The 25,808-nt window shown below is 65.8% G+C and carries 27 protein-coding genes; 10 read left to right on the top strand and 17 right to left on the bottom strand.

The features are described from left to right. Positions 1-246: 246 nt before the first annotated feature. Both IQ35_RS14945 and IQ35_RS14940 read right to left on the bottom strand, forming a co-directional pair. Positions 247-1,215 carry a quinone oxidoreductase family protein gene (locus IQ35_RS14945; protein ID WP_199739966.1) on the bottom strand — a complete coding sequence of 323 codons (969 nt, stop codon included), beginning with the start codon at positions 1,213-1,215 and terminating at the stop codon, positions 247-249. Continuing rightward, positions 1,215-1,913, bottom strand: coding sequence for a dienelactone hydrolase family protein (locus IQ35_RS14940; protein WP_145074478.1), 699 nt, complete (start codon positions 1,911-1,913; stop codon positions 1,215-1,217). The genes IQ35_RS14945 and IQ35_RS14940 overlap by 1 nt, the downstream gene beginning before the upstream one ends. Before the next feature lie 150 nt (positions 1,914-2,063). Here IQ35_RS14940 and IQ35_RS14935 point away from each other — a divergent pair, with 150 nt between their 5' ends. The 7 genes from IQ35_RS14935 (at position 2,064) to pepN (ending at position 10,666) form a co-directional block, all read left to right on the top strand. Beyond that, complete coding sequence (locus IQ35_RS14935) at positions 2,064-2,324, top strand: DUF6489 family protein (RefSeq protein WP_021245527.1); 261 nt, start codon at positions 2,064-2,066, stop codon at positions 2,322-2,324. Next, positions 2,325-3,608, top strand: a complete 1,284-nt coding sequence (mnmE, locus tag IQ35_RS14930) for a tRNA uridine-5-carboxymethylaminomethyl(34) synthesis GTPase MnmE (protein WP_021245526.1) — start codon at positions 2,325-2,327, stop codon at positions 3,606-3,608. Between the two features lie 61 nt (positions 3,609-3,669). Further along, entirely contained in the window at positions 3,670-5,520 is a 1,851-nt protein-coding gene (gene mnmG, locus IQ35_RS14925; protein WP_145074474.1) for a tRNA uridine-5-carboxymethylaminomethyl(34) synthesis enzyme MnmG, read from the top strand. Next, entirely contained in the window at positions 5,517-6,158 is a 642-nt protein-coding gene (rsmG, locus tag IQ35_RS14920) for a 16S rRNA (guanine(527)-N(7))-methyltransferase RsmG (protein WP_021245524.1), read from the top strand. The genes mnmG and rsmG overlap by 4 nt, the downstream gene beginning before the upstream one ends. Next, the gene (locus tag IQ35_RS14915) at positions 6,155-6,937 is read left to right on the top strand and encodes a ParA family protein (RefSeq protein WP_021245523.1); all 783 of its coding nucleotides are present in this window, start codon (positions 6,155-6,157) and stop codon (positions 6,935-6,937) included. The genes rsmG and IQ35_RS14915 overlap by 4 nt, the downstream gene beginning before the upstream one ends. Beyond that, positions 6,934-7,866 carry a ParB/RepB/Spo0J family partition protein gene (locus IQ35_RS14910; RefSeq protein WP_145074471.1) on the top strand — a complete coding sequence of 311 codons (933 nt, stop codon included), beginning with the start codon at positions 6,934-6,936 and terminating at the stop codon, positions 7,864-7,866. Before IQ35_RS14915 ends, IQ35_RS14910 begins: the two co-directional genes overlap by 4 nt. Before the next feature lie 199 nt (positions 7,867-8,065). Continuing rightward, complete coding sequence (gene pepN, locus IQ35_RS14905; protein ID WP_145074468.1) at positions 8,066-10,666, top strand: aminopeptidase N; 2,601 nt, start codon at positions 8,066-8,068, stop codon at positions 10,664-10,666. 46 nt (positions 10,667-10,712) lie between these two features. On the opposite strand, the gene IQ35_RS14900 is transcribed toward pepN, so the two are convergent. The 4 genes from IQ35_RS14900 to IQ35_RS14885 are packed head-to-tail and all read right to left on the bottom strand — an operon-like array spanning position 10,713 to position 14,304. Then, positions 10,713-11,330 (bottom strand): ABC-type transport auxiliary lipoprotein family protein, encoded by a 618-nt coding sequence (locus IQ35_RS14900; RefSeq protein WP_021245520.1) that lies wholly within the window; start codon positions 11,328-11,330, stop codon positions 10,713-10,715. A gap of 26 nt (positions 11,331-11,356) precedes the next feature. Next, complete coding sequence (locus IQ35_RS14895) at positions 11,357-12,319, bottom strand: MlaD family protein (RefSeq protein ID WP_021245519.1); 963 nt, start codon at positions 12,317-12,319, stop codon at positions 11,357-11,359. A gap of 3 nt (positions 12,320-12,322) precedes the next feature. Then, positions 12,323-13,195: an ABC transporter ATP-binding protein gene (locus IQ35_RS14890; protein ID WP_145074465.1), complete on the bottom strand. Its 873-nt coding sequence runs from the start codon at positions 13,193-13,195 to the stop codon at positions 12,323-12,325. Then, positions 13,195-14,304 (bottom strand): ABC transporter permease, encoded by a 1,110-nt coding sequence (locus IQ35_RS14885; protein ID WP_021245517.1) that lies wholly within the window; start codon positions 14,302-14,304, stop codon positions 13,195-13,197. Before IQ35_RS14885 ends, IQ35_RS14890 begins: the two co-directional genes overlap by 1 nt. 99 nt (positions 14,305-14,403) lie before the next feature. On the opposite strand from IQ35_RS14885, the gene IQ35_RS14880 reads away from it, so the two are divergent. Then, entirely contained in the window at positions 14,404-15,078 is a 675-nt protein-coding gene (locus IQ35_RS14880; RefSeq protein WP_145074462.1) for an HAD family hydrolase, read from the top strand. Here IQ35_RS14880 and IQ35_RS14875 read toward each other — a convergent pair. Beyond that, positions 15,075-16,403, bottom strand: a complete 1,329-nt coding sequence (locus tag IQ35_RS14875; protein ID WP_021245515.1) for a cystathionine gamma-synthase family protein — start codon at positions 16,401-16,403, stop codon at positions 15,075-15,077. The two genes, IQ35_RS14880 and IQ35_RS14875, sit on opposite strands and share 4 nt — an antisense overlap. Before the next feature lie 178 nt (positions 16,404-16,581). Between IQ35_RS14875 and IQ35_RS14870 the strand changes: the two genes are divergently transcribed. Beyond that, on the top strand, positions 16,582-18,993 hold the full coding sequence (locus IQ35_RS14870) for a ligase-associated DNA damage response DEXH box helicase (RefSeq protein WP_145074459.1): 2,412 nt from the start codon (positions 16,582-16,584) through the stop codon (positions 18,991-18,993). A gap of 47 nt (positions 18,994-19,040) precedes the next feature. Here the strand turns inward: IQ35_RS14870 and IQ35_RS14865 are convergent, their stop codons facing one another. The 3 genes from IQ35_RS14865 to IQ35_RS14855 are packed head-to-tail and all read right to left on the bottom strand — an operon-like array spanning position 19,041 to position 20,809. Continuing rightward, entirely contained in the window at positions 19,041-19,778 is a 738-nt protein-coding gene (locus IQ35_RS14865) for a M48 family metallopeptidase (RefSeq protein ID WP_184204964.1), read from the bottom strand. Beyond that, a complete protein-coding gene (locus tag IQ35_RS14860) occupies positions 19,735-20,160 on the bottom strand; it encodes a YcgN family cysteine cluster protein (RefSeq protein ID WP_021245512.1) in 426 nt (141 codons plus the stop codon). The genes IQ35_RS14865 and IQ35_RS14860 overlap by 44 nt, the downstream gene beginning before the upstream one ends. A 4-nt stretch (positions 20,161-20,164) precedes the next feature. Then, the gene (locus IQ35_RS14855) at positions 20,165-20,809 is read right to left on the bottom strand and encodes an SCO family protein (protein ID WP_021245511.1); all 645 of its coding nucleotides are present in this window, start codon (positions 20,807-20,809) and stop codon (positions 20,165-20,167) included. A gap of 44 nt (positions 20,810-20,853) precedes the next feature. Here IQ35_RS14855 and IQ35_RS14850 point away from each other — a divergent pair, with 44 nt between their 5' ends. Then, positions 20,854-21,471 carry an ankyrin repeat domain-containing protein gene (locus IQ35_RS14850; protein ID WP_145074453.1) on the top strand — a complete coding sequence of 206 codons (618 nt, stop codon included), beginning with the start codon at positions 20,854-20,856 and terminating at the stop codon, positions 21,469-21,471. Positions 21,472-21,474: 3 nt separating this feature from the next. Here the strand turns inward: IQ35_RS14850 and IQ35_RS14845 are convergent, their stop codons facing one another. The 7 genes from IQ35_RS14845 to dnaQ all read right to left on the bottom strand — a co-directional run bounded on the left by IQ35_RS14845 (position 21,475) and on the right by dnaQ (position 25,792). Next, positions 21,475-21,972, bottom strand: a complete 498-nt coding sequence (locus IQ35_RS14845; protein WP_021245509.1) for an MmcB family DNA repair protein — start codon at positions 21,970-21,972, stop codon at positions 21,475-21,477. Between the two features lie 220 nt (positions 21,973-22,192). Then, the gene (locus IQ35_RS14840; RefSeq protein WP_021245508.1) at positions 22,193-22,855 is read right to left on the bottom strand and encodes a cell wall hydrolase; all 663 of its coding nucleotides are present in this window, start codon (positions 22,853-22,855) and stop codon (positions 22,193-22,195) included. Positions 22,856-23,033: 178 nt separating this feature from the next. Next, positions 23,034-23,375, bottom strand: coding sequence for a DUF1491 family protein (locus IQ35_RS14835; RefSeq protein WP_021245507.1), 342 nt, complete (start codon positions 23,373-23,375; stop codon positions 23,034-23,036). Beyond that, a complete protein-coding gene (locus IQ35_RS14830; protein WP_021245506.1) occupies positions 23,365-23,862 on the bottom strand; it encodes a PaaI family thioesterase in 498 nt (165 codons plus the stop codon). Before IQ35_RS14830 ends, IQ35_RS14835 begins: the two co-directional genes overlap by 11 nt. Beyond that, the gene (locus IQ35_RS14825; protein ID WP_031291423.1) at positions 23,822-24,289 is read right to left on the bottom strand and encodes a PTS sugar transporter subunit IIA; all 468 of its coding nucleotides are present in this window, start codon (positions 24,287-24,289) and stop codon (positions 23,822-23,824) included. The genes IQ35_RS14830 and IQ35_RS14825 overlap by 41 nt, the downstream gene beginning before the upstream one ends. Before the next feature lie 139 nt (positions 24,290-24,428). Beyond that, positions 24,429-25,016 (bottom strand): ribosome hibernation-promoting factor, HPF/YfiA family, encoded by a 588-nt coding sequence (gene hpf / locus IQ35_RS14820; protein ID WP_021245504.1) that lies wholly within the window; start codon positions 25,014-25,016, stop codon positions 24,429-24,431. 74 nt (positions 25,017-25,090) lie between these two features. Beyond that, a complete protein-coding gene (gene dnaQ, locus IQ35_RS14815; protein WP_021245503.1) occupies positions 25,091-25,792 on the bottom strand; it encodes a DNA polymerase III subunit epsilon in 702 nt (233 codons plus the stop codon). Positions 25,793-25,808: the final 16 nt, after the last annotated feature.

Below are 25,808 nucleotides of genomic sequence, written 5' to 3'. Positions count from 1 at the left end.
AGAGGGGCGGAGGTGTTCCGCCCCTTTTTTTTGGCGGCAGACCCGCGCGCCGGATGGTGGTTTGGGTGGAGAGCGGACGTTGCAGAGGCCTCTTTCATCCTCATCCGCGAAAGCCGGGATCTCACTTAGGCTCAGGTGCGCCTTAAGAAAGAGAGATGCCGGCTTTCGCGGATGACGAGCATTGAACGGGCAAAAAAAAGCAATCATCGCGCGGGGGGTTTGCAAGCGCACAAACCCTTGCTTGCGTCAAGGGATGAGAATCGTGGCCCCGGTCGTTCTGCGCCCTTCCAGCGCGCGATGCGCCTCGGCGGCTTGCGATAATGGGAAGCGCTGGCCGATGCACGCCTGCACGACGCCGCGCGCCATCCGGTCGAAGAGCCGGGCGGCGGTCGCGGCCAGTTCCTCCGCCGTGGCGACATAGTCGAACAGCGACGGGCGCGTCACGTAAAGTGACCGGCCCTTGCCGAGGTCCAGCAGGCTGACGGGCGGCACGGCTCCGGACGCATTGCCGTAACTGACCATCAGGCCCCGCCGCCGGAGGCTGGCGAGCGAGGCGTCCCAGCTATCCTTTCCCACGCCGTCATAGACGACATCCACGCCCTGGCCGCCGGTCAGGGCGATAACGGTGGCGGCCAGCGTGTCGAAAGGCCCGTGCAGGCTATGGTCCGCCCGCACCGTCGCGGCCTTTTCCGCTGAGCCGCAATGGGCGATGACGACGACGCCCTTGTCCCGCAGCCACGGCACCAGCACCGATCCCACGCCGCCCGCCGCCGCATGGACAAGCGCGACCTGCCCGGCGGCGAGGGTGATCGTGTCTTCGGCCAGATAGCAGGCGGTCATGCCTTTCAGCATCATCGCGGCGGCGCCTTCCACCGAAACGCCGTCAGGGATCGGAACGACGCGGTCGGCGGGCACGATGCGATGGGTGGCATAGGCGCCAAGGCCGCTCGCGCAGGCGACCCTGTCGCCCACCGCGAGGCGGGCCACGCCCGGTCCGACCGCCGCGATCCGGCCCGCGCCCTCCGCACCCAGGGGGACGGGAAGCGGGGCAGGGTAAAGGCCCGTGCGGAAATAGGTGTCGATGAAATTGAGGCCGACCGCTTCCTGCGCGATCAGGACCTCTCCCGCGCCGGGCGCGCCGGGATCGAAATCCTCGCGCTCGATCACCTCCGGCCCGCCATGACGGCGGGCCACCATCCGCCAGGGCCCGCTCATCAGGCGAGGGCGGCCGCGAAGAAGTCCGCCGTCCGCCGGTCTGCCAGTTGCGCGGCATCCTCCACCCGGCGCTTGCCCATTTCGGCGGCGAAACCGTGGTCCAGCCCTTCATAGTCATGCAGTTCGACGTGGCGGTTGTCCTTCAATCCTTCGTGCATCTTCTGCTGCACCTCGGCGGAAACGAAGCCGTCGGCTGTCGGAACGTGCAGCAGCACCGGCTTGCCGATGGCGTGGCTCTCACCGATCAGATTGTCGATGCCGACGCCATAATAGCCGACGAAGGCATCGCCATCGGTGCGGCAGGCGGACATGAACGCCAGGCGGCCGCCAAGGCAATAGCCTACCACGCCGACCTTGCCGCCGCCGATTTCCTTGCGGGCGAAGCGGATGGCGGCTTCAAGGTCGCGGACGCCCTTGTCCTGATCGAACTTGCCGAACAGGCCCAGCGCCTCCTCCATTTCGGCGGGGACGTCGGCGTCCAGCTCGATATGGGGGCGCAGCCGCCAGAACAGATCGGGCGCGACGGCGAGATAGCCCGCTTGCGCCCAATTGTCGCATTTGCGGCGGATGCCTTCATTGACGCCGAATATTTCCTGAATGACGACGATCGCGGCCTTTGGCGATCCTTCGGGACGGGCGACATAAGCATCGAACCGGGCGTCGCCCTCCAGAGTGGGAACGGGGGTGAAGTCTGCCATGGGATGTCCTTTCGCTGGGGATCGGGTCGGTCCGTCATAATGGCTTTTCCGGCGGCGCGTGCAACCACCCTGCGCGCCAATTTATTTGCACTGGCGCCCATTCTTGCGGCATGAAGGGCAGGAATGTGACGCGACAGACAAGGACCGATCATGAAAGTCACCGTCGATGTGGATTGCACGCCCGCCGAAGCGCGCTCCTTTCTGGGCCTGCCGGACGTCACGCCCATTCATGACAGATATATCAAGACGGTGCTGGACAGCTTCGACGGCATAGGCAGCGTCGAGCAGATGGAGACGCTGTTCAAAAGCTTTTCTCCGCTCGGCGACGCGGGGGTGCGGATGTTCCAGCAGATGATGAATATCGGCCTTGCCGGTGTCGGCAACTCCACCGGCGACAAGAAAAAGGGCTAGGTGAGCGATACGATCTTCGCCCTGTCGAGCGGCGCGCCGCCGGCCGGGATTGCCGTCATCCGCCTGAGCGGTCCGCAAGCGGGGCCGGCGCTGGAGGCGCTTGCCCGGAGGATGCCGCCGCCGCGCCGCGCCACCCTCATGCTGCTGCGCGATCCGCGTGACGGCGCGCCGCTGGACCGGGCGCTGGCGCTCTGGCTTCCCGGCCCCGCCACCGCCAGCGGGGAAGACATGGCGGAACTGCATTGCCATGGCGGCCGGGCGGTGATTGCGGGGGTGGAAACGGCGCTGGCCGCGCTGCCGGGCCTGCGCCGGGCGGAGCCGGGAGAGTTCACCCGGCGCGCCTTTGAAAACGGCCGCATGGACCTGAACGCGGTCGAAGGATTGTCGGACCTGCTGGCGGCGGAAACGCAGCAGCAGCGCCGCGCGGCGCTGATGATGGCGGAAGGCCATTTTTCGCGCCGGATCGACGGCTGGCGCCATCGCCTGCTGGACCTGTCCGCCATGGCCGAGGCCGCACTCGACTTTTCCGACGAGGATGACGTGCCCGACGCGGAGATCGAACATCGGATCGGCGCGGGCATCGGCGCGCTGGCGGAGGACGTCGCGGCCGTTCTGTCCGCGCCATCGGCCGAGCGGCTGCGCGACGGCATCCGCGTCGTTCTGGCCGGTCCGCCCAATGCGGGGAAATCGACGCTGCTGAATGCGCTGGTAGGGCGGGAGGCCGCCATCGTTTCCCCGATCGCCGGGACGACGCGCGACCGCATCGAAGTTCCGGCCGCGATCGGTGGAGTCGCCTTTCTCTTCACCGATACGGCGGGCCTGCGCGACGAAACTTCCGATTCTATCGAAGAGATCGGCATGGACCGGGCGCGGGCGGCGGTTGCGGGGGCGGATGTCCTGCTGTGGCTGGGACAGCCCGAAGACGCGCCGCGAGAAGACGCGATGCTGATCGCGGCGCAATGCGATCATGTCGATCATGCGGGGCATCCCGGCCTTGCGGTGTCGGCGCGGACGGGGGAGGGCATGGAAAGGCTGGTCACCGCGCTGCTGGACCGGGCGGCCTCGCTGCTCCCCGGCGAAGGGGACTATGCGCTCCATGCGCGGCAGAGGGAAGGCGCGGCGAATCTCCACCGGCATCTGGGCACGGCGGCACAGACCGGCGATCTGCTGATCCTGGCCGAGGAATTGCGGCAGGCGCGACACGCTATCGACGCGCTGACAGGGCGCGCGGGAACGGAAGATATGCTCGACCGCCTTTTTTCCGGCTTTTGCATCGGCAAATAGCGGCCTGTTCCACGTGGAACATTTTTGACCGGCGGCGTCAAAATCTGGTAAGGGCGCTCCCATGCGAACATGTTATGATGTCATCGTCGTCGGCGGCGGCCATGCCGGTTGCGAAGCGGCGGCAGCGGCCGCGCGCAAGGGCGCATCGGTCGCCCTGCTGACGTTCGAGAAGGCCACGGTGGGCGCCATGTCCTGCAATCCCGCGATTGGCGGGCTGGGCAAGGGCCATCTCGTGCGCGAAGTGGATGCGCTGGATGGCCTGATCGCCCGCGCGGCGGACGCAGCAGCCATCCACTATCGTATGCTCAACAGCAGCAAGGGCGCGGCCGTGCAAGGGCCAAGGGTTCAGGCGGATCGCAAGCGATACCGTGCCGCCATCCATCAACGGCTTCTGGCACAGCCCGGACTGGAGATCGTCGAAGGGGAGGCCAGCGAACTGATCCTTTCCCAGGGACAAGCGGCGGGTCTGGCGTTGGCGGACGGCCGCCGGATGGAAGCGAAAGCCGTGGTGCTGGCGACGGGCACTTTTCTGGGCGGGAAACTTTTCCGGGGTGAGGAGATCCTGACCGGCGGGCGCACCGGAGAACGCGCGGCCACGACGCTGGGCGTTCAGCTCCGCGCGCTCGGCCTGCCCATCGGCCGGCTCAAGACCGGGACGCCGCCGCGCATCGACGGACGGACGATCGACTGGGCCGTGCTGGAGGAGCAGCCATCCGACAGCGGAGATTGGACCATGTCGGCCCTGTCGGAAGGGCGCGCCTTGCCGCAACTGGCCTGCGCCATTACGCGGACCAATGCCGAAACCCATGCCATCATCCGCAATGGGCTGGGCCGCTCGCCGCTGTTCAGCGGCGCTATCGAGGGACGGGGGCCGCGCTATTGCCCCTCCATCGAGGACAAGATCATGCGGTTCGGCGACCGCGACGGACATCAGATTTTCCTGGAGCCGGAAGGACTGGACGATCCGCTCGTCTACCCCAATGGCATCAGCACCTCGCTTCCGGCGGCTGTGCAACTGGCCATGATCAGGTCCATGCGCGGACTGGAGCGCGCGGAGATCGTGGTGCCCGGATATGCGGTCGAATATGACCATATCGATCCGCGCGCACTGACGGCCTCGCTGGAAATGCGCGTCCTTCCCGGCCTGTTCTGCGCGGGACAGATCAACGGCACGACCGGCTATGAAGAAGCGGCGGCGCAGGGATTGGTCGCGGGCGTCAATGCCGCCGCCCATGCCGGCGGGACTGCTCCGATGATCCTCGACCGCGCGAGCAGCTATATCGGCGTGATGATCGACGATCTTGTCCTTCAGGGCGTGACGGAGCCGTATCGGATGCTCACGGCGCGGGCAGAGCATCGCTTGCGGCTGCGCGCGGACAATGCGGAGACGCGATTGGGAGACGTCGGCATCGCGCAGGGCATTATCGGCCCGGAAAGGCTGGCGCGCCTGAAGAGACGGACGGAGGCGCGCGCTGTCATCGAGGCCGAACTGGCCCGGACTCTGACCGCCACGGACATGGCGAGGGCTGGGGCAGCGGTGCGGCAGGACGGTGTGCGGCGGTCGCTGTTCGAATGGGCGCGGTTCCCGGAGGTCGGGCGGGACTTGCTTTTGTCGATGACGCCCTCGCTCGCCCAGGCTCCCGCGGACTTGCGGGACGAAATATGGGAAGACGCCCATTACGCGCCTTATCTGGAGCGCCAAGCGGCGGAGATTGCCGAGCTTCGCCGCAACGAACGCATATTCATCCCCACGGATTTCGATTTCGCATCCATTGGCGGCTTGTCGACGGAAATGATCGAGCGGCTTGAAATGGCGCGGCCGGATAGCCTGGCTGCGGCAGGCCGCATCCGGGGGATTACACCGGCGGCGCTCGCGGCCATTCTTGTGCACGTCCGGCGGATGGCGGCGTGACGGAGGACGACGCGCGCGCCTGGATCGCAAACCATTTCGATGTTTCACGTGAAACATGGGAGAAACTGGACCGCTATGTCGCCATCCTGCTGGCGGAGATGCGCGTCCAGAACCTGATCGCGGAATCGACCCGGCCGCATATATGGGCGCGCCACATCGTCGATTCGGCGCAATTGCTGCCTTTGACGGCGGAGGCGGCGGATGGCCGCTGGATCGACTTGGGATCGGGGGCCGGCCTGCCCGGTATCGTGATGGCGTTGCTGATGGACCGCCCCGTGCTGATGGTGGAATCGCGCAGGAAACGGATCGATTTCCTGAGCGGCCTGCTGGAAGAACTCGATCTGGCCCATGCGGCGGTTTTCGGCGGACGGGTGGAAGCCGTTCCCGCGACCGCCGCGGCGATCATCAGCGCACGCGCCTATGCGCCCCTGCCGCGCCTGTTCGAATCCGCCGTTCATCTGGCGGACGAAAAGACGCTGTGGGTGCTGCCAAAGGGACGAAATGCGCAAAATGAACTGGAGGCGGCGCGTTCGGCGTGGCAAGGTGCGTTTCACGTGGAACAGAGCGTGACGGATGCGGACAGCGCCATCATCGTCGCGCGCTCCGTCACATCCGTCAGGAGGAAGGGCCGAGGATGATTTGTATCGCCATCGCCAACCAGAAGGGCGGTGTGGGTAAGACGACCACCGCCATCAACCTTGCCACGGGGCTTGCCGCCACCGGCTTGCGCGTCCTGCTGGTCGATCTGGACCCGCAGGGCAATGCCTCGACGGGGCTGGGCGTCAACCAGGCGGACCGTGCCCAGTCCAGCTACGACCTGCTGGTCGGCAATTGCGCGCTCGATGACGCGGTCATCGCCACGCGGGTGCCGAAACTCGATCTGGTGGCCGCGACCCAGGATTTGTCCGGCGCCGAAATCGAACTGATCGACTATGAGGAGCGGACCCATCGGCTCGCCCATGTGCTCGCGGAAGCACCGGGGGGGCGTTGGGATATCTGCCTGATCGATTGCCCGCCTTCGCTCGGCCTGCTGACCATCAATGCGATGGTGGCGGCGCAGTCGCTGCTCGTTCCCCTGCAATGCGAGTTCTTCGCGCTGGAGGGGCTTTCCCAGCTTCTCCAGACGGTTGACCGGATCAGGGGACGCTTCAATCCGGCCCTGTCGATCATGGGCGTGGCCCTGACCATGTACGACCGCCGCAATCGTCTGACGGATCAGGTGGCCGACGATGTGCGGGCCTGTCTGGGCGATCTGGTTTTCCATACGGTGATCCCGCGCAACGTGCGGCTGTCCGAAGCCCCCAGCCATGGCGTGCCGGCGCTGATCTATGATGTCCGCTGTTCCGGCTCGGAAGCCTATATGCGGCTGGCGCGCGAGCTGATAGCGCGGCTCCCCCAACAGGAGAAAGCGGCTTGAGCGGAGAAAATGACAAACCGAAAGCAGCCAGGCGCCCGCACGGGCTGGGCCGCGGCCTTTCGGCGCTTCTGGGGGACGTGCAGCGGGAGGAACCGGTCGCGCCATCGACGCCTTCGGCTTCCGGCAAGGCGGTGCAGAGCATCGAAGTCGCCCTGATCCAGCCGCATCCCGAACAGCCGCGCCGTCATTTCGATCAGGCGGCGTTGCAGGAACTGGCCGATTCCATCGAAAAGCGCGGCGTGATCCAGCCGATCATCGTGCGCGCGCATGGCGGCGGATTTCAGATCGTGGCGGGGGAGCGCCGTTGGCGCGCGGCCCAGCGCGCGCAACTCCACCGCATCCCGGCCATCGTCCGCGACTTCGACGAGCAGGAGACGCTGGAAATCGCGCTGGTCGAAAATATCCAGCGCGAAGACCTCAATCCCATCGAGGAAGCGGAAGCCTATCGCAAGCTGATCGCCGAATTTCACCATAGCCAGGAAGCGCTGGGCCGGATCGTCGGCAAATCGCGCAGCCATGTCGCCAACCTGATGCGCCTGTTGGAACTGCCGCAGCCGGTCCAACAGGCGGTGATGGAAAGCCGGCTGTCCATGGGCCATGCCCGCGCCCTGATCGGCGTTCCCGATTGCGAGACATTGGCGCAGCAGATCGAACAGAAGGGCCTGTCCGTTCGGGACACGGAACACCTCGTCCGCCGCGCCCGCACCGGCGGCGGCGATGCCTCGGCGCGCCAGCGCGCCGCAGCGCCGCCCGACGGCAAGGATGCGGACATCGCCGCGCTCGAACAGCATCTGGCGGACATATTGGGCCTGAAGGTCGATATCAGCCATGGCGGCAGTCCGGGCGCAGGCGGCACCCTTTCCCTGCGCTATTCCACTCTCGACCAACTCGACATGCTGTGCCAGCGCCTGTCGGGGGAGCGTATCTGAATCGCGTCCAGCTTATTTTCACACGGAGACGCGGAGTGTTCCGGGGAGCGGGCAATGCGCGTTCGCATCACGCGCAATGGGCCTGGGCAGACGTAAAGTGAGCCTTCGGACCCCTTATTCCCGCCTCTTCGCGTGAATCTGGCGTCCGGAAGGTAGATCCGCCCTAGTCTTTTGCCTGTCCAGCACCTAGCTTGCCCCCATGGCTGACATCCAATCCACGACCGCCGCCGCGCCCCTCATCATCCGCCGTTCGGATTACCGTCCACCCGATTGGCTGGTGCCGGAGATCACACTGGATTTCGATCTGGACGCCGCCGCGACGCGCGTTCATGCGACGCTGTCGGTCGTCCGGAATGGCGGGCAGGATCGGCCGTTGCGGCTGGACGGCGACGGCCTCCTGCCGCTGGAAGTCAAGGTGGACGGGCGCGCCCTGGGACCGGACGAATGGGCGCTGGACGGTGGCGCGCTGGTCATCGCCCTTCCGGGGCAAGCGCATGTCGTGGAGACGCGGGTCGAACTCGCGCCGGAGGGCAACAGCAAGCTGATGGGACTTTACGCCAGCAGCGGCCTGCTTTGCACCCAATGCGAGGCGGAAGGATTCCGACGCATCACCTTTTTCCCGGACCGCCCCGACGTGCTGTCGCGCTACACCGTGAGGATGGAGGCGGACAAGGCGCGCTACCCCGTGCTGCTCGCCAATGGCGATCCGGTCGGGCAAGGCGATTTGCCCGGCGGCCGCCACTGGGCGCGCTGGAACGATCCTTTCCCCAAGCCCTGCTATCTCTTTGCGCTGGTGGCGGGCGATCTTGCGTGCAATGCCGACCGCTTCGTGACGATGAGCGGACAGGAGGTCGCGCTGGGCATATGGGTCAAGAAAGCGGACCTGCCCCGCACCGCCCACGCCATGAAGGCCCTCAAGGACAGCATGGCCTGGGACGAGCGCGTCTATGGCCGGGAATATGATCTGGATGTGTTCAACATCGTCGCCGTGGCCGACTTCAATTTCGGCGCGATGGAGAACAAGGGGCTTAACATCTTCAATTCACGCTACATTCTGGCCGATCCGGAAACAGCGACGGACCTCGACTATGACGGCGTGGAAGGGGTGGTCGCCCATGAATATTTCCACAACTGGTCGGGCAACCGCATCACCTGCCGCGACTGGTTCCAGCTTTCGTTGAAGGAAGGCTTCACCGTGTTCCGCGACCAGAGCTTTTCCGCCGACATGGGAAGCCGTGCGGTCAAGCGGATCGAAGATGTGCGTATCCTGCGCGCTGCCCAGTTCCAGGAGGATTCAGGGCCGCTCGCGCATCCGGTGCGGCCGGAATCCTATATGGAAATCAGCAACTTCTACACCGCGACCATCTATAACAAGGGCGCGGAGCTGATCCGGATGATAGCGCTGATGCTGGGGCCGGAACGCTTCCGCGCCAGCACCGACCTCTATTTCGAGCGCCACGACGGGGAAGCGGCCACCTGCGAGGATTTCGTCCGCGCCATGGAGGATGGGGGCGGCGTCGATCTGGCCCAGTTCCGCCTCTGGTATGAACAGGCCGGCACGCCGCGTGTCCGCGCCCTGCTGAACCACGATGCCGACGCGGGAACCGCCGAACTGGTGCTGGAGCAGACCGTCCCGCCGACGCCCGGCCAGCCGGACAAGAAGCCCATGGCCATCCCCCTGCGCGTGGCGCTGTTCGATCCCCAAAGCGGGCAGCATCGGGGCGACCAGTTGCTGATGCTGACGGAAGCGAAACAGGCTTTTACCTTCACCGGCTTCGCCCAGCCGCCGGTCCTGTCGATCAATCGCGGCTTTTCAGCCCCCGTGATCGTGGAAAGCAACCGCAGCCAGGCGGACCTCGCCTTCCTGTCGGCGCGCGATGACGATCCCTTCGCCCGCTATGAAGCGATGCAGCAGTTGATGGTCAATGTGCTGGTCGGCAGCATCGGCGGCCAGCCCGTCGACGAAGCGGCGGTCGTCGCGGCGATCCGCCATACCGCGACCGATCCGCAACTCGATCCCGCCTTCGTCGCCGAGGCGATCCGCCTGCCGAGCGAAGCCTATCTGGGCGACCAGATGGCGGTCGTCGATCCCGACGCGATCCACGCCGCGCGGGAAGCGCTGCAACGGCGCATCGGCGAAGCGCTGGAGCCGCTGTGGCGCGACATCCATGCCAGGACGAAGGCCAACGCCTTCTCGCTTTCGCCCGCGGCCAAGGGCGCCCGCAAGCTGCGAAACATCGCGCTGCATTATCTGGTGGCGTCGGGCGCGCAGGACGGCCCGGAAATCGCTTTCGGCCAGTTCCACGAAGCCGACAATATGACGGAACGGCAGGCGGCGCTCGCGACGCTGGCGAACGGCGCCAGCGATGCGCGGGAAGCGGCGCTCGACATCTTCTACAACCGCTATCGCGACGACGCGCTGACGCTGGACAAATGGTTCCAGACGCAGGCTTTCGCCTTCCATCCCGATACGGTGCAACTGGTCGCCGAACTGCGGGAGCACAAGGACTTCACGCTTACCAACCCCAACCGGGTGCGGTCGCTGTTCGGGGCGTTCGCGGGCAATCAATGGGCCTTCCACGACAAATCGGGCAAGGGCTATCGGCTGGTGGCGGACTGCATCATCGCGCTCGACAAGATCAATCCGCAGACCGCCGCGCGGCTCGTGCCGCCGCTGGGCCGCTGGCGGCGGTTCGACGAAGGACGCGCGGCCATGATGCGCGCCGAGCTTGAGCGCATCCTGACCGAACCCGGCCTTTCCCGCGACGTGACCGAGCAGGCGGGAAAGAGTCTGGAGTGAGGCGACGGCCCCCTCTTATGGCCGGGAGCGGCCGCACGGCCTCGGCTTAAGGCCGGGACACCGTCGACAGCCATGCCGCCACATCCGCCGCCACCTTGTTCGCCGCCGCGTTGAGCGGTGCGCCCACCGTTTCCGGGCCGATCCTGCCGTTCACCGGCTGCCGGGCTGTGAAGCGCTGCCGGGCGAGGATCGTTCCGCCCGGATTGGCGAGGATCGCGTCATAGGTCACGATGGCGCTGCGGCTTGGCTCGTCGATGCCGAAATCGACCAGCGCGCCCATCAGCCTTTGTCCCGGAACGCCCGAATATTGGCCGGGGTCCAGCACGATCCGGCTGCCCGTGGCGGCGATCGTTTCCGCGAGCAGGCTTTGAAACAGATGGCGCGGCGTGTCGGACCATTGCACCTTGGTGACATAAGCGACGGAGGTGGCCGATACGCGCACCGGAATCCGCACCGTATCCAATATCCTGGGCGCTTCGGGATCGGCCACGACCAGGCTGGGCGCCTGCCCGGCATCGACCGTCGTGCCCGGCGCCACGCGCTGCGCGGCGCTCAGCGAGAGGAGCTGCTGCGGCGGTTTCGCGCCGAAGGACACGCAGCCCGTCAGCATGAAGCCCAACGCCAGCGCTGCGGCTGTCGCGCGGGAGGCACCATAGTGTTTCATGTGGAACATCTTCCGGCTCCCTCGTCTCAATTCTTGTAATCGGGCAATTTGGGCGATCCGACCAGCGACCCCGCACCCTGCTGGTCCAGCTTTTCCGCGACGCCCCGGAAGGCGCGCGACATTTCGCGCAGGTCGCGGACAAGCTGGTTCACTTCCGGCATGGTCTGGTTGCTGAAGGCGTGGACGCCCGGCTGGGCTTCGGCAATGGTCTTGTCCAGCGTGTCGATGCTGCGCGTCGCGGCCTGCACGCTCTTGCGCAGGTCGGCCATCATCGGACGGCCCTCATCGTTCAGCAGCGAGTCGGTGGTCGCGGCGAGCTTGCCGATATTCTCGGCGGCGATGCCAGTGCGCTGCACGGCGATGCGCGCTTCGGCCAGCGTCGCGGAAATTTCCGGGCTGCGATCGGCCAGCGCGCCCGTCATCTTCTCCACATTGGACAGGATACCCGCGATGGATTGCTGATTCTTGTCGTCGAGCAGTTCGGTCAACCGCTCGGTCAGGGTCGACAGCCGTTCCAGCAATTGCGGCGCGTTGTTGAGCAATTCGCCCAGCGCGCCGGGCTTGGTCGGGATCACGGGCACGCCGTCGGGGCAGGCGGACAGCGGATTATTGTCCGGGCAGCGGATCGGCGGCGCGCCCTTGACCGCGCCGTCCAGCACGATTTCCGACACGCCGGTGAAGCCCACGCCCTGGATGGTGGCCGTCGTCCCCAACAGGACGGGCGTGCCTTCCTTGACGGAAATGCGGACCTTCACGAAGCCGGGATCGCGCTTCCACAGTTCGATCTTCTCGACCTGTCCGGACGGCACGCCCGAATAGTTGACGCTCGATCCCTTGGCGAGGCCATTGACCGACTGCTTGAAGAAGATGTCATATTCCTTGTTCTCGCCGTCCGAAAGGCGTGAGAACCAGAAGGCGGCCAGCATGATCCCGGCCAGCAGCAGCAGCGTGACCGTGCCCACCAGCACATGGTTGGAGCGGGTTTCCATATCCTATCGCCTTCCGTCCGCTTGGGTTTCGGCAGCGGTCTTGCCGCGCTCGCGCGCCACCGCCGCCGTGGCGGCGCGACCGCGCGGGCCGTTGAAATATTCCTGTATCCAGGGATGGTCGGTCGCCAGCAATTCGTCGATCGTACCCACTGCAATCACCTTTTTATCCGCCAGCACCGCCACCCGGTCGCAGATCGAATAGAGCGTGTCGAGATCATGGGTGATGAGAAAGACGGTGAGGCCCAGCGTCTGCTGCAACCGGCGCGTCTGTTCGTCGAAGGCCGCCGCGCCAATGGGGTCCAGCCCCGCCGTCGGCTCGTCCAGGAACAGGAGGTCCGGGTCCAGCGCCAATGCGCGAGCAAGCCCCGCGCGCTTCCTCATTCCGCCGGACAGTTCGGCGGGATATTTGGGCCCGGCATCGGCGGGCAGGCCGGTCATGCGAATCTTGTAGGCGGCGATCTCGTCCCTGAGCTGCGCGTCGATATTGGGATAATATTCCCGGATCGGCACTTCCACATTCTCCGCCACCGTCAGCGTGGAAAACAGCGCGCCGCCCTGAAACAGCACGCCCCAGCGCTTGCGGATGGCCAGCGCCTCGTCATCCAGCCGCCCGATCATCGGTTCGCCAAAGACCTCGATCTCGCCCCGGTCGGGAATCTGAAGGCCGATGATGGCGCGCATCAGCACCGACTTGCCAGTGCCCGATCCGCCGACGACGCCCAGGATTTCGCCCTTGCGCACGTCCAGGTCCAGCCCGTCATGCACGACCTGATCGCCGAAGCTGGTGCGAAGGTCGCGCACGCAAATGGCGATGCCATTGCCTTCGACCGCCTTTTCGACGCGTTCTTCCTCGACCGCTTCGATTTCCGCCGCCATCAGTTCCAGCCCACCCAGGTGAAGAAGACCGCGAAAAAGGCGTCGATCACGATGACGAGGAAGATCGCCTGCACCACGGCGGAGGTGGTGCGCAAGCCGACTTCCTCCGCATTGGCCTTGACCTGCATTCCCTGGAAACAGCCCGAAATGGCGATGATGAGGCCGAACACCGGCGCCTTGATGAGGCCGACCCACAAATCGGTGATCGGCACCACTTCCCGCAGGCGCTGAACAAAGGTGATCGGCGGAATGTCGAGCGAAACCGCGCACAGGAATCCGCCGCCGATGACCGCGATGACCGACGAATAAAAACCCAGCAGCGGCATCATCACCACCACCGCCAGCGTGCGGGGCAGCACCAGCGCCTCCATGGGGGAGACGCCGATGGTCCGCATCGCGTCCACTTCCTCGGTCAGCTTCATGGTGCCCAGCTGCGCGGCGAAGGCGGAGCCGGAGCGGCCCGCCACCATGATCGCCGTCATCAATACGCCCAGTTCGCGGAAGGTCAGCCGGCCGACCAGGTTGATCGTCAGCATCTCCATGCCGAACTGGCGCAACTGCACCGATCCCTGCTGGGCGATGACGATGCCGATCAGGAAGCTCATCAGGCCGATGATGCCCAGCGCCGATACGCCCACGACCTCGAACCGCTGCACCACGGCATTGACGCGGAAACGGCTGGGGTGGCGGACGACATTCCATGCCGCGACCAGCGTCGCGCCGAAAAAGCCGAGCAGGCCGAACAGGGTCGCGCCCGAATTGACGACCGCTTCGCCGATTTCGCCCAGCACGCGTTTCAGGGGCGACACATGTTCGGGACGGATCGCCACCGGCTCGTCCAGTTCGCCGACCGCCGCGATCATCCTTTCCGCATCGGCCCTGCCGCCGCCGACGGCGCAGTCCAGCCGCTTGGCGGTGCGATGCACGGTCCATGCGCCGATCGTGTCCATATGATCGACATCGGACAGATCGATGGCGCTGATAGGCCCTTCCAGCGCGTCCAGCCGCGACGGCAGGTCGTGCAGGCAGGCGATGGTGAGCGTGCCGGAAAGCCGGACGACCGTGCCGCCGTCGCGCGTTTCCTCAGCAAGATCGGCGGCTTTGTTCATGCGTCGGGATTAGTGATCCATTATCGGTTGCGCGGCAAGCCGAAACGGCCCATCCGCTAGTCAGAACGAAGGGCAAGGGCAAAAAGTTTCGATAGCGGCATGACGCACAGGCTGGCGATTTACGACATGGACCGGACGGTCACTTATTCGGGCACCTATACGGGCTTCCTGCTGCATGTGGCGCGGCATATGGCGCCCTGGCGGCTGCTGCTGTTTCCAGGCGTCGTCCTGATGATGCTGGCCTATGTATTGAAACTGGTGACGCGCCAGCGGCTCAAGGAAGTCAATCAGGGCCTGATGATCGGCTGGAATGTCGAGCGCGCGAAGCTGATGCCGCATGTGGAAAGCTATGCCGCGAAGGTGGTGGAAGGCAATGTCCGCCCCGGCGCGCTGGCGCAGATCGCGCGGGACAAGGCGGACGGGTGCACGCTGGTGCTCGCAACCGCCTCCTACCGCCTCTATGTCGAGCCGATCGCGCGGCGGCTGGGCTTCGACGCGGTGATCGCGACCGATCATCTGAGCCAGGATCTGCGCTATGTCCGCGCCCGGATCGCGGGCGAGAATTGCTACGACACCGGCAAGCTGCGCATGATAAAGGCGTGGATGGCGGCGCAGGCCATCGACCGCACGGAAGCCTATATCCGTTCCTATTCCGACCATGTGTCGGATGCGCCGATGCTGGAATTTTCCGACGTCCCCCACGCGGCCAACCCGCACAAGCCGCTGGCGAAACTGGCGGCTGAACGCGGGTGGACGCGGGTGGACTGGCCCTAGCCCTCCGTCGCCCGCAATGCCTGGGCGAAGTCGGCGATCAGGTCGTCCGCATCCTCGCAGCCGATGGAAATCCGCACCATATTGTCGCCGATGCCGAGCGCCTTCTTGCGTTCCGCCGGGACGGACAGATGGGTCATCGCGGCGGGATGGCTCGCCAGCGTTTCCGTGCCGCCAAGACTGACCGCCAGCTTCGCGATCTTGAGCGCGTCGAGAAAGGCGAACGCCTCCGCCTCCCCGCCCTTGAGATAGAGGGAGAAGGTCGATCCCGCGCCGGTGCAATGGCGGCGGTAGATGTCCGCCTGCCGATCGGTTTCGGGGAAGCCGAGATAGACGACCTTTTCCACCTGCGGCTGGTCCTTGAGCCAGGCGCAAACCTTTTCCGCATTTTCGCCCGCGCGGCTCATCCGCAGTTCCAGCGTCTCCAGGCTCCGCAGCAGCATCCACGCCGAATGGGGGTCGAGGATGGTGCCGATGGTGTTCCGCATCAGCCGGACGGTGTTGATCAGCGCATCGGACCCCAGCACGCCGCCCGCCACCAGATCGCTGTGCCCGCCCGCATATTTGGTGAGCGAATAGATGACGAGGTCCGCCCCATGGCTGAGCGGATGGTGCCAGAGCGGCCCAAGGAAAGTGTTGTCGATGGCGATCGGCGGCACATGCTCCGCGCCCGCGAACAGGGCGTCGCGCCGCGCGGCGACCGCCTCCAGATCGACCAGCACATTGGTCGGATTGGCCGGGCTTTCGAGATAGAGCAGCGCGACCCGCCCCATGCCCTTCGCCTTTTCGATGACGGCGCCGATCTCTTCTTCGGTCGCGCCCGCAGGGAAATCGACCCACTGCACCCCGAACCGCCCCAGAATGCGCCCGATCAGCGATTCCGTCGCGGCATAGAGCGGCGCGCTATGGACGATCACGTCGCCCGGCTGCACCAGCGCGAGCAGGGTGGTGGCGATGGCGGACATGCCGCTGGAAAAGAGCAGAGCATCCTCCGCTTCCTCCCACACGGAAAGCCGGTCTTCGGCGATTTCCTGATTCGGCCCGTTGAAGCGGGAATAGACGAGGCCCTCCGCGCCGCCGGGGCGGATGCCGGTCACGCCCTCGAAATGCCGCTTGCCCGCCGCCGCGCTTTCAAAGGCGAAGGTGGAGGTGAGGAAGATCGGCGGCTTCAGCGATCCTTCGGACAAAGTGGGGTCATAGCCATGGCCCATCATCAGCGTCGCGGGCTTCAGCTTGCGGCCCTCTATCTCCATGATGGGCGCCTTGGGGCGGCGGCGGTTGTGGGAGGGTTCTGCGCCGGTCAGCTCGGCTTCGGTTTCGCCGGTCATAGTCGGATACTCCTGCAAAATGCGGCGTCTGGAGCGCCGCTGTCATGGCGCGAGTGTAACGCATGAGGACGCGAAAGAGCCAGAGGCGCGGCGAAACATTATTTCTTCTGATGGTATTATTATTCTGTTTGTCGCGGCCGGAAGTGACAGGGCGGTCGCGCCTTCCTACATCTCCATCATGGACGCACGCCTTCCCGATCCGCTGGAGCGATGGTTCGCGGATCGCGGCTGGACACCGCGCCGTCATCAGCGCGACATGCTGGAGGCCGCGCGCCGGGGCGAGCACACGCTGCTCGTCGCCCCGACCGGCGCGGGCAAGACGCTCGCCGGGTTCCTGCCCACGCTGACTGACCTTATCGAAAAGCCGGCCGACGGCCTCCACACGCTTTATGTCTCGCCTTTGAAGGCGCTGGCGGTGGACGTGCGCCGCAACCTCCTCACGCCGATCGAGGAGATGGACCTGCCCATCCGTGTCGAAACCCGCACCGGCGACACGCCTTCGGACCGCAAGGCCCGCCAGCGCGCGCGTCCGCCGCAGATTTTGCTCACGACGCCCGAATCGCTCTCATTGCTGCTGAGCTATCCCGACAGCTTCCTGATGTTCGCGGATTTGAAGACCGTCATCATCGACGAAGTCCACGCCTTTGCGACCCAAAAGCGCGGCGACCTGCTCAACCTCTCGCTATCGCGCCTGCAGGCCATCCATCCCGGCCTGCGCCGCGTCGCCCTTTCCGCCACCGTCGCGGATGTGGACGCCTATCGCGCCTGGCTCGCGCCCGATGGCGACATCAACGCGGTCACGCCCGTCATCGGCGAGCAGGGGGCGGACCCTCATGTCACCATCCTCATCCCCGAAGGCAGCGTGCCATGGTCCGGCCATAGCGGCAAATATGCCGCCAAACAGGTGATGGCGGAGATCGAGCGGCGGCAGACGACGCTCGTCTTCTGCAACACGCGGGGATTGGCGGAGCTGATCTTCCAGTCGCTCTGGTCGGTGAACGATGCGAACCTGCCCATCGCCATCCACCATGGCAGCCTGTCCATCGAAGCGCGCCGCAAGGTCGAAAGCGCCATGGCGGCGGGCAGGCTGCGCGCCCTCGTCGCCACGGCCAGCCTCGACCTGGGCGTCGATTGGGGCAATGTCGATTGCGTGATCCAGATGGGCGCGCCCAAAGGCTCCTCCCGCCTGCTCCAGCGTATCGGGCGCGCCAATCACCGGCTCGACACGCCTAGCGAGGCGATCCTGATTCCCGGCAATCGCTTCGAATATCTCGAAGCCCGCGCCGCGCTGGACGCGGTGGAATCGGGCGAGCGCGACAGCGACGATTTCCGCCCCGGCAGCCTCGACGTGCTGGCCCAGCATGTGATGGCGATGGCCTGCGCCGCGCCCTTCCGCGAGGAGGAACTGCTGACCGAAGTCCGTTCCGCCATGCCCTATGGCGCGCTGACGGACGAAGCCTTCGCCCACGTCCTCCATTTCATCGAGGGCGGCGGCTACGCCCTGCGCGCCTATGACCGATTCAAGCGGCTGACGCGGGAACAGGACGGGACATGGCGCGTCTCCCATCCCCGCTTCATCCAGCAGCATCGCATGAACGCGGGCATCATCGTCGATCAGCCGGTGCTCGACGTGCGCTTCGCCAACGGCCGCAAGCTGGGCACGGTGGAGGAGGGGTTCGCCGCAACCCTGCGCCCGGGCGACAGCTTCTTCTTTTCCGGCATGGCGCTGGAGACGGTGCGGATGGACACCGCCGACCTCATCGTCCGCGCTACGTCGAAACAGGCACGCATCCCAAGCTGGGGCGGCACCCGCATGGCCATGTCCACGCGTCTGGCCGACCGCGTGCGGCGCTTCCTTGCCCAGCCGGAGGAATGGCACCGCTTTCCGAAGGACGTGCGCGATTGGCTGGAGATGCAGAAATATCGCTCCGCCCTGCCGCAGCCGGGCCAGCTATTGATCGAAACCTTCCCGCATGAAGGCCGCCACTATCTCGTCTGCTACAGTTTCGAAGGGTGGAACGCGCATCAGTCGCTGGGGATGCTCCTCACCCGCCGCATGGACGCGCAGGGCCTGATGCCGATGGGGTTCGTGTCGAACGATTATGCGCTGGCGGTCTATGGCCTCAAGCCCGTCACCGACCCGCAAAGCCTGTTTTCCGCCGACATACTCGACCATGAATTCGTGGAATGGGTCGAGCAATCAAGCCTGCTCAAGCGCGCCTTCCGCGACGTGGCGGTGATTTCCGGCCTGATCGAGCGCCAGCATCCCGGCAAGCGCAAGACCGGGCGGCAGGTCACATTCTCCACCGACCTCATCTACGATGTGCTCCGCAAATATCAGCCCGACCATCTGCTGCTGAAAGCGGCATGGGCCGACGCCCGCGCACGGATGACCGATGTGGGGCGTCTGGGCGACCTCATAGACCGCGCCGCGTCCACCATGCTGCACATGCCGCTGGAGCGCGTCAGCCCGCTCGCCGTGCCCGTCCTCATCCTCATCGGGCGCGAGCAGGTGGCCCAGCATGATGTGGAGGACGCCCTGCTGATGGAGGCGGAAGCCCTGATCGAAGAGGCCATGCGGGCGGATTAGGGTGTTTGGGGAGGATTGGGACGTCCACCCTGGGCCAATCCGCCTTCTTACCCCACGAAGCGATGCAGAGCCGCCCCATGCGTCCGCAGCCATGCCCGCGCCGGGCGGGGATCGCGGCCCAGCAGGCGGGCGTGGGCCGCGTGGAAGGCGGGGCTGTGGTCCATATGGATCAAATGCGCCAGTTCATGCGCGACGGTCGCCTGCCGCACCTCCGGCGGACAGAGGATCAGGCGCCAGCTATAGCGGATCGTCCCGTTCGACGCGCAACTGCCCCAGCGGCTGCGCGGATCGCCCACGCCGACCGACGCGACCGCCAGCCCATGCTGTGCCGCCAACTCCCGCGTTTCACTTTCCAGCACCGCCTTTGCCCGGCCCTTGAGCCAGCGCAGCACGCGCGCGCCGACCGACTCTTCGGCCCCGCCCAGCAGCAGCCGCTCGCCTTCCAGCCGGATCGTGCGCGATGCGCCGGGGGTCCAGCATATCCGCACATCCCGCCCCTCCAGCGGAAAGACCGCGCCGTCGCGCAGCGTCGCCATGGCCGGGCGGGCCGCCATCTGCGCCCGCACCCAGCCTTCATGCCCCTGCGCCCAGCCGAGCGCCCGTTTCAGGCTGGCACGCGCGGGGAGGGAGAGGCGCAGTTCGCCCCGCGCCGCGTCCAGCGACAGCTTGTAGGTGCGCGCACGGGCGGAGCGGCGCACCCGCACCGGAACCGCGACGCCGTCGATCAGGATCGCGACTTCGTCAGATTTCCCGGTCGACAAGATGATGTTCCCAATCGCCCGCATCCGCTTCCGCCACGGTCCAGCCGCGCACGGATTCGCCGGCACGGTGGACGGCTTCCCGGTCGCCGCTGATGAGGTAATGCCATGCGGGCAGCGGCTTACCCTCTCCCCGCAGGCGATAGGCGCAGGTGCGGGGGAGCCAGCTTATCGTCTTCACCTTTTGCGGGGTCAGGCGCACGCAGTCGGGGACGAAGCGGCGCCGATCCTTGTAGCTGGTGCATTGCCCGCTGTGCCGATCGAGCAGGCGGCAGGCGACATTGGTGGGATAGATGCGCCCCGTATCCTCATCCTCCGCCTTGTGCAGGCAGCATTTGCCGCAGCCGTCGCACAGCGCTTCCCACTGCGCGCGGTCAAGCTGGTCGAGGGGTTTTTCCCAGAAATCCAATGCCTCACTTCACCCATTTTTCGAGGGACGCCAGCACATGATCGGGCGCGCCCTCATCCACGTCCGGCGTGGCCGGATCGTCCACCGGCACCAGCGCGATCGGCGCGCCATCCGGACCGAAGAGATAGGGCGTGCGGCTATGTCCGACCAGATAGTCGCTGGCGCCCTGCGACTCCTCGCGATGATAGATGACGGCGAAATCCTTCGCCACCTTCGCGATCTCGTCCGGCGTGCCGGTCAGGCCGATGAGGCGCGGGTGGAAAGCGTTCACATAGGTCTTGATCGTAGCGGGCGTATCGCGTTCCGGGTCCACGCTGATGAAGATCGGCTGGACCTTCGCGGCGAGGGCGGGCTTTTCCTTCTCGAACCTGGCAAAGGCCTGCATGATACGTTGCAGGTCCACCGGGCAGACGTCCGGGCAATAGGTATAGCCGAAATAGACGAGGCGATACCGGCCCTTGAAATCGTCCCAGCGGACTTTCTTCCCATCCTGATCGGTGAGTGTGAAGGGCCCGCCGATCCGGGCCCCCACCAGTTCGCCCTGCGGGCTTGATGCATTGTCCGCGCCGCCCATATTACAGGCGGCCAGCAAGGCAAGGACGGGCAGGGCGGCAAGGATCGGCGCTTTGTTCATGGCACCGCCAGCCATGCCCTGCTAAGGCCGCATTTGCAAATCCAACGGGGCGTGACAGCATGAAGAGACGGTTTTGGAGTGTGCGCGGCGCGGCGCTGGCCTTGGCGATGCTGTCCCCGGCGGCGGCGCAGGCCCAGTTTTCGGACGCCTACAACTTCCTGAAAGCGGTCAAGGATGTGGACGGGCAGAAGGCGATGGACCTGATGCAAAAGCCCGGATCGACCATCGTCAACAGCCGCGACGTGACCACCGGGGAAACCGCGCTGCATCTGGTCGTCGCCCGGCGCGACAATGGATGGCTGACTTTCCTGCTGGCGAAGGACGCCAATCCCAATCTGACCGACAATCAGGGCAATACCCCCCTGATGGACGCCGTGCAGGCGCGGTTCGAGGAAGGCGTGCGGACCCTGCTGACGTTCGGGGCGCAGGTCGACAAGACCAACAGCAGCGGCGAAACGCCCCTGATCCGCGCGGTGCAGTTGCGCGATGTGGCGCTGGTCCGCCTGCTGGTGGCGCAAGGCGCCAATCCCGACCGGCGCGATACGCTGGCGGGCATGTCGGCGCGGGACTATGCGAAGCGCGACGGCCGCACGCCGGGCCTTGTCGAGGCGCTTGACAGCGCCAAGCCCAAGAGCGCTGCGCCCAGCGGGCCGGTACAGGGGCCTGTGTTCCGCTGACCCTTACCAGCCGATCTCCGCCGCATGGTCGGGGTCGGCAAGCGCGGTCAGCCGCCGCGCCGCGCGCCGGGCGAAGCGCAACGTCTCCGCCTTGCGCCGCGCCGCCGCCAGCGCCTCTATAGGGGCGGGGCGGATCAGTTCGGCATCATATTGATCGGCGACGATGAGGCCGGTGCGCGACGGCCACAGCGCCTCGCTGTCGAAGAGCGACAGGTCGAAGCCCGACGGCACGGCCCAATAGAAACGGTCGCAATAGTCGAAATAATCCGGCCATTTCAGGTCGCCCAGCAGGTCGGCCCGGCTGCACTTGATCTCAACGATGGTGACGCGCCCCGCGCCATCCAGCGCCATGATGTCGGCGCGGCGGCCGTTGGGCAGCGGCACTTCCAATATGCCGCTCATGTCGTGCCGGAAGAACAGGCGCAGCGTGCCGCGCGCCACGGCCAGCGCCGTGCCGTCGGTCAGGGGAGAGCAGCTATCGTTGGCGGCGATGTCGTCCATGGCCGGTCTTTAGAACAAGTCATGAACATAGGAAAGATGGTTTGGGCGGCGGCGGACATTGCAGAGTCTCTCTCTTCCGTCATGCCAGCGAAAGCCGGGATGACGGATGGGGGGACATTTCCGCTCCCGGCCGAAAGCTGTCTCTACAGCCCTTAAATAAAAAGAGCCGATCCGGAACGCTTCGTCCCGAATCGGCCTCCGCCTTTTCTGCCGACCGGAATCAGCGATAGAAGATGTGATTGTCGATCGACGCCAGCTTGGCCTTGCCCCAGCCCGGCGAAACGCGGCGGGCGTGGAAGAACAGCGCGCCTTCGGCCTTGCTGTCCCAGCTATCGGCCATTGCGATCTGCGCGATCGCCACGGCTTCGCGCCAGCTCTTGCTGGCCTGCGGGATCGCGGGCATGGACCCGCCGCGCACGAAGCTGAACTGGCTGGGCTGATAGACGACGCCGCACAGGCTGTCGGCGAAGCGGCCGGATTTGGCGCGGTTGATGATGACGCGCGCGACGGCCAGCTGGCCTTCCAGGCTTTCGCCCTTGGATTCGAAATAGACGGCGCCGGCCAGGCACTTCATGTCGCCTTCGACGGATTCGGGCGCGCCATGCGCGTCGACCAGAGCGGCCAGGCTGTCGGCCTGCACGGAACCATCGGCGGAATAAGGGGTTTTATCGGTAGCCAGCGGCTGCGCGACTTCGCGCGGCGCGGCAAAGATGATGGCGGGCTTCTGGCCAGCCGAAGGCGCTGTATTCAGCGCGGAGTCCGTGGGAAGAGTCCCGGTGGACGAGATCGCCTCACTGGCGGAGGACATATCGGACGCCGTGACCGCGGCGGCGGTGGACAGCGCAAATGCCGCAATGATCGCGGCCTTCAGACGAAAACTCATCACATCTCAAAAACGTGCGGTTATTGGCCTGAAAACGTCCGTTTAAACCCGATATTCCAAGACGTCCGGCCGCCCCCCGTCTGCGTGTTTACCCTGTTCGTCCCCCCTGGACGGCCATGGCAACCTGCGCGTTCAACAAGCGTCGGGGGCCTGTGCCCGCGCGCCGGAGGGGAGTCAATCAGGAACAGATCGTTTCAGCGGCGAATCGTTCCGCATCCGCGATATCAAGTTCGATTATCCACAGATCGGGGTCCGAGCGGCGGCGGCGCTCTATATATTGAGCAAGCGCGTCAGGCCCCTTGTCGGACGCGGGTCCGCACGGGACGAGGCGATAGCCGCCCGCATAGTCCGGCACGCGTTCGAACAGGCCATTTTCCCGCCCCCTTTCCAAGGCCTGGATGAGGATGACGCCGCTGGTCTTGTCGCCTTTCACCAGCACCGTGGCGAAGCCGCCCGCCGCCGCGGCCCGCCGCACCAGCACGCCGACCAGCAACGCGCTGGCCAGCCGGTCAGCCGACATAGCCGGGCAGCGAGGATAGCGGATATTGCGAACGCATGAAGGTGCCCGTGCCCCGCCCCACTTCCTCGCCTTCTGAATCGATGAGGCTGGCTTCGGCGACATAGACCCGGCGCTTGCCGCTGATCCAGCGGCCCTCGGCCCGGATGCGGCCGGGATGCACGGGGCGGGTAAAGAGCAGGTTGAAGGCGGTGGTCAGCAGGAAACGGTCGCTGACAAGGCTGTTGGCGGCATAGAAGGCCGCATCGTCCAGCATCTTGAAATAGACGGTGCCATGGACGGCGCCCGCCGCATGGAACTGCCCTTCATCCACGTCGAATTCGATGATCGACCGGCCCGCCTCCGGAATCTGGAGATCCGACCGGAACATCCGGTTGATCGGCGCTGAGCGGTAGAGAGACTCCAGCGCGCGGAAATGCGCGGTTTCCCCGCTGGCGCCAGTCATCGGCTCAAGCCGCGTCACGCGCCTCGCCGCCAGCCAGCAGAGCATGGAGCGCCTCCGCCGATCCCGCCCCGCGCAGCCGGGTCACCTGATTCTCGTCACGCAGGTAACGGGACACGCGCGCCAGGGTCTTGAGATGCTCCGCACCGCTGTCCACCGGCGAAAGGAGGGCGAAGGCGATGTCGACGGGCGAATCGTCCACCGCCTCGAACGGCACGGGCGGATCGAGCAGAACGACCACGCCGCACATCTTCTGCAATTCGGCGATCTTCGCATGGGGAATGGCGACGCCGCCGCCAAAGCCGGTGGAGCCAAGCTTCTCCCGCTCGAACAGGGCCTCGGCCACATGCTCCGCGTCCAGACCATAAGCATCCGCCGCCAGCGCGGCTATCTTCTGGAACAACTGTTTCTTGCCGTTCGCCGTCAGACCCGTTGCGAGCGCCTTGGGCGAAAGGATGTCGTTGAAATGAACCATGTCCAATCCGGAACCACCGGGCCGCGCCTCAACCATGTCGGGAAATATGCACGAACCGGATCCTGTAAAGTCCGGCCCCATAGGACGCATGGAGGTCAAGGTCAACATGCGCCCTGCGCGGGGCCGGATCGTTAGAAGGTCAGCCGCGCGGTTCGACCCAGCCGATCGTGCCGTCCTGCCGGCGGTAGACCATGTTATAGGCCGCCGTTCCGGCATTGACGAACAGCAACGCATTGGTGTTGCGCAGGTCCAGCATCATCACCGCGTCCGACACGCTGGCTTCGGGAATGTCGACCCGCGTTTCGGCCACGATCAGGGGCGCTTCGGCCGGATCCTCCTCATCCTCCGCAGCCGCGAAGATGGTGTAGCCCGCGCCGTCCAACCCATCGACGCCGTTGACGCGCTCCGCTTCGGCGGCGACGGCCTGGGCGTGGCGGTCCTTCAACCGGCGCAGATAGCGGCGCAATTGCTTTTCGATCCGCTCCGCCGCCTGGTCGAAGGCGGGATGCGCTTCCTGCGCTTCGCCCGCGCCCTTCAGGATCAGGCCGGTCATGACATGGCAGACGATGTCGCAGTGGAAGGCGCCGTGGGGGGCGGGACGGAACGTCACCTGCGCCGACAGGGTGCGGGAGAAATATTTCTCGGCCATCGCCTCCAGCCGGGTTGCGACATGCTGCTTGAGCGCCTCGCCCGTGTCGACCTGATGCCCGGAAACCCGAATGTCCATATGCCTTCTCCTTTATTCTTGCCGGGTCGCGGGACGCGCGGCCCGGTCGGCGTGAGACGAAGGAACCGGCCCGGTCAGGCCGCCTCCGCCTCATCGAGCCAGATCGGCTTGTCCAGCGTCGCGATGAACGCTGCATGCCGTTCCAGCTCCTCCGCGCTCGCCTGAAAGACGCGCGCGGGACGTATGGGGCGAACGGCGGCGTTTTCCGCCAGTTCCGCCCGAATCGTGTCTTTCGCTTCCTCCTGTGCAAGACCAAGGCCGATCTGACGGCCGCCGGTCAGTTCGATATAAAGCTGGGCCAGCAGTTCGGCATCCAGCAGCGCGCCATGCTTGACGCGATGGCTGCGGTCGATGCCATAGCGGGTGCAGAGCGCGTCCAGGCTGTGCTTCGCGCCGGGATGCATCTGGCGGGCGATGGCGACGGTGTCGATCATGCGGTCCATCGACACTTCGCTCCGCCCGCACAGGCGCAGCTCGTGATTGAGGAAGCCGAAGTCGAAGCGCGCATTGTGCGCGACCAGTTGGCTGTCCTCCAGGAAGGCGATCAGATCCTCGACCCCATGGGCGAAGAGCGGCTTGTCCGACAGGAAGATGTCCGAAAGGCCGTGCACCGCCTCGGCGGCGGCGGGCATGGACCGCTGCGGATTGTAATAAGCGTGGAAGGTGCGCCCGGTAGGCACCCGGTTCAGAAGTTCTATACATCCGATCTCGACCAGCCGATCGCCTGATGCGGGGTCGAATCCTGTCGTTTCGGTATCGAAAATGATCTCGCGCATCGCCCTCTTAACCGAA

Origin of the sequence: Sphingobium wenxiniae (assembly GCF_007830065.1) — a bacterium.
Taxonomy (GTDB): Bacteria; Pseudomonadota; Alphaproteobacteria; order Sphingomonadales; family Sphingomonadaceae; genus Sphingobium; species Sphingobium wenxiniae.
The sequence above is the reverse complement of the archived record's forward strand: the minus strand, read 5'-3'. Positions and strand labels throughout refer to the sequence as shown.

Coding starts and splice junctions, on each gene's coding strand:
- IQ35_RS14945 (WP_199739966.1), bottom strand. CDS start 1,215: ATGAGCGGGCCCTGGCGGATGGTGGCCCGCCGTCATGGCGGGCCGGAG.
- IQ35_RS14940 (WP_145074478.1), bottom strand. CDS start 1,913: ATGGCAGACTTCACCCCCGTTCCCACTCTGGAGGGCGACGCCCGGTTC.
- IQ35_RS14935 (WP_021245527.1), top strand. CDS start 2,064: ATGAAAGTCACCGTCGATGTGGATTGCACGCCCGCCGAAGCGCGCTCC.
- mnmG (WP_145074474.1), top strand. CDS start 3,670: ATGCGAACATGTTATGATGTCATCGTCGTCGGCGGCGGCCATGCCGGT.
- IQ35_RS14915 (WP_021245523.1), top strand. CDS start 6,155: ATGATTTGTATCGCCATCGCCAACCAGAAGGGCGGTGTGGGTAAGACG.
- pepN (WP_145074468.1), top strand. CDS start 8,066: ATGGCTGACATCCAATCCACGACCGCCGCCGCGCCCCTCATCATCCGC.
- IQ35_RS14900 (WP_021245520.1), bottom strand. CDS start 11,330: ATGAAACACTATGGTGCCTCCCGCGCGACAGCCGCAGCGCTGGCGTTG.
- IQ35_RS14895 (WP_021245519.1), bottom strand. CDS start 12,319: ATGGAAACCCGCTCCAACCATGTGCTGGTGGGCACGGTCACGCTGCTG.
- IQ35_RS14890 (WP_145074465.1), bottom strand. CDS start 13,195: ATGGCGGCGGAAATCGAAGCGGTCGAGGAAGAACGCGTCGAAAAGGCG.
- IQ35_RS14885 (WP_021245517.1), bottom strand. CDS start 14,304: ATGAACAAAGCCGCCGATCTTGCTGAGGAAACGCGCGACGGCGGCACG.
- IQ35_RS14880 (WP_145074462.1), top strand. CDS start 14,404: ATGACGCACAGGCTGGCGATTTACGACATGGACCGGACGGTCACTTAT.
- IQ35_RS14875 (WP_021245515.1), bottom strand. CDS start 16,403: ATGACCGGCGAAACCGAAGCCGAGCTGACCGGCGCAGAACCCTCCCAC.
- IQ35_RS14870 (WP_145074459.1), top strand. CDS start 16,582: ATGGACGCACGCCTTCCCGATCCGCTGGAGCGATGGTTCGCGGATCGC.
- IQ35_RS14865 (WP_184204964.1), bottom strand. CDS start 19,778: ATGCGGGCGATTGGGAACATCATCTTGTCGACCGGGAAATCTGACGAA.
- IQ35_RS14855 (WP_021245511.1), bottom strand. CDS start 20,809: ATGGCTGGCGGTGCCATGAACAAAGCGCCGATCCTTGCCGCCCTGCCC.
- IQ35_RS14850 (WP_145074453.1), top strand. CDS start 20,854: ATGAAGAGACGGTTTTGGAGTGTGCGCGGCGCGGCGCTGGCCTTGGCG.
- IQ35_RS14845 (WP_021245509.1), bottom strand. CDS start 21,972: ATGGACGACATCGCCGCCAACGATAGCTGCTCTCCCCTGACCGACGGC.
- IQ35_RS14840 (WP_021245508.1), bottom strand. CDS start 22,855: ATGAGTTTTCGTCTGAAGGCCGCGATCATTGCGGCATTTGCGCTGTCC.
- IQ35_RS14835 (WP_021245507.1), bottom strand. CDS start 23,375: ATGTCGGCTGACCGGCTGGCCAGCGCGTTGCTGGTCGGCGTGCTGGTG.
- IQ35_RS14830 (WP_021245506.1), bottom strand. CDS start 23,862: ATGCTCTGCTGGCTGGCGGCGAGGCGCGTGACGCGGCTTGAGCCGATG.
- IQ35_RS14825 (WP_031291423.1), bottom strand. CDS start 24,289: ATGGTTCATTTCAACGACATCCTTTCGCCCAAGGCGCTCGCAACGGGT.
- hpf (WP_021245504.1), bottom strand. CDS start 25,016: ATGGACATTCGGGTTTCCGGGCATCAGGTCGACACGGGCGAGGCGCTC.
- dnaQ (WP_021245503.1), bottom strand. CDS start 25,792: ATGCGCGAGATCATTTTCGATACCGAAACGACAGGATTCGACCCCGCA.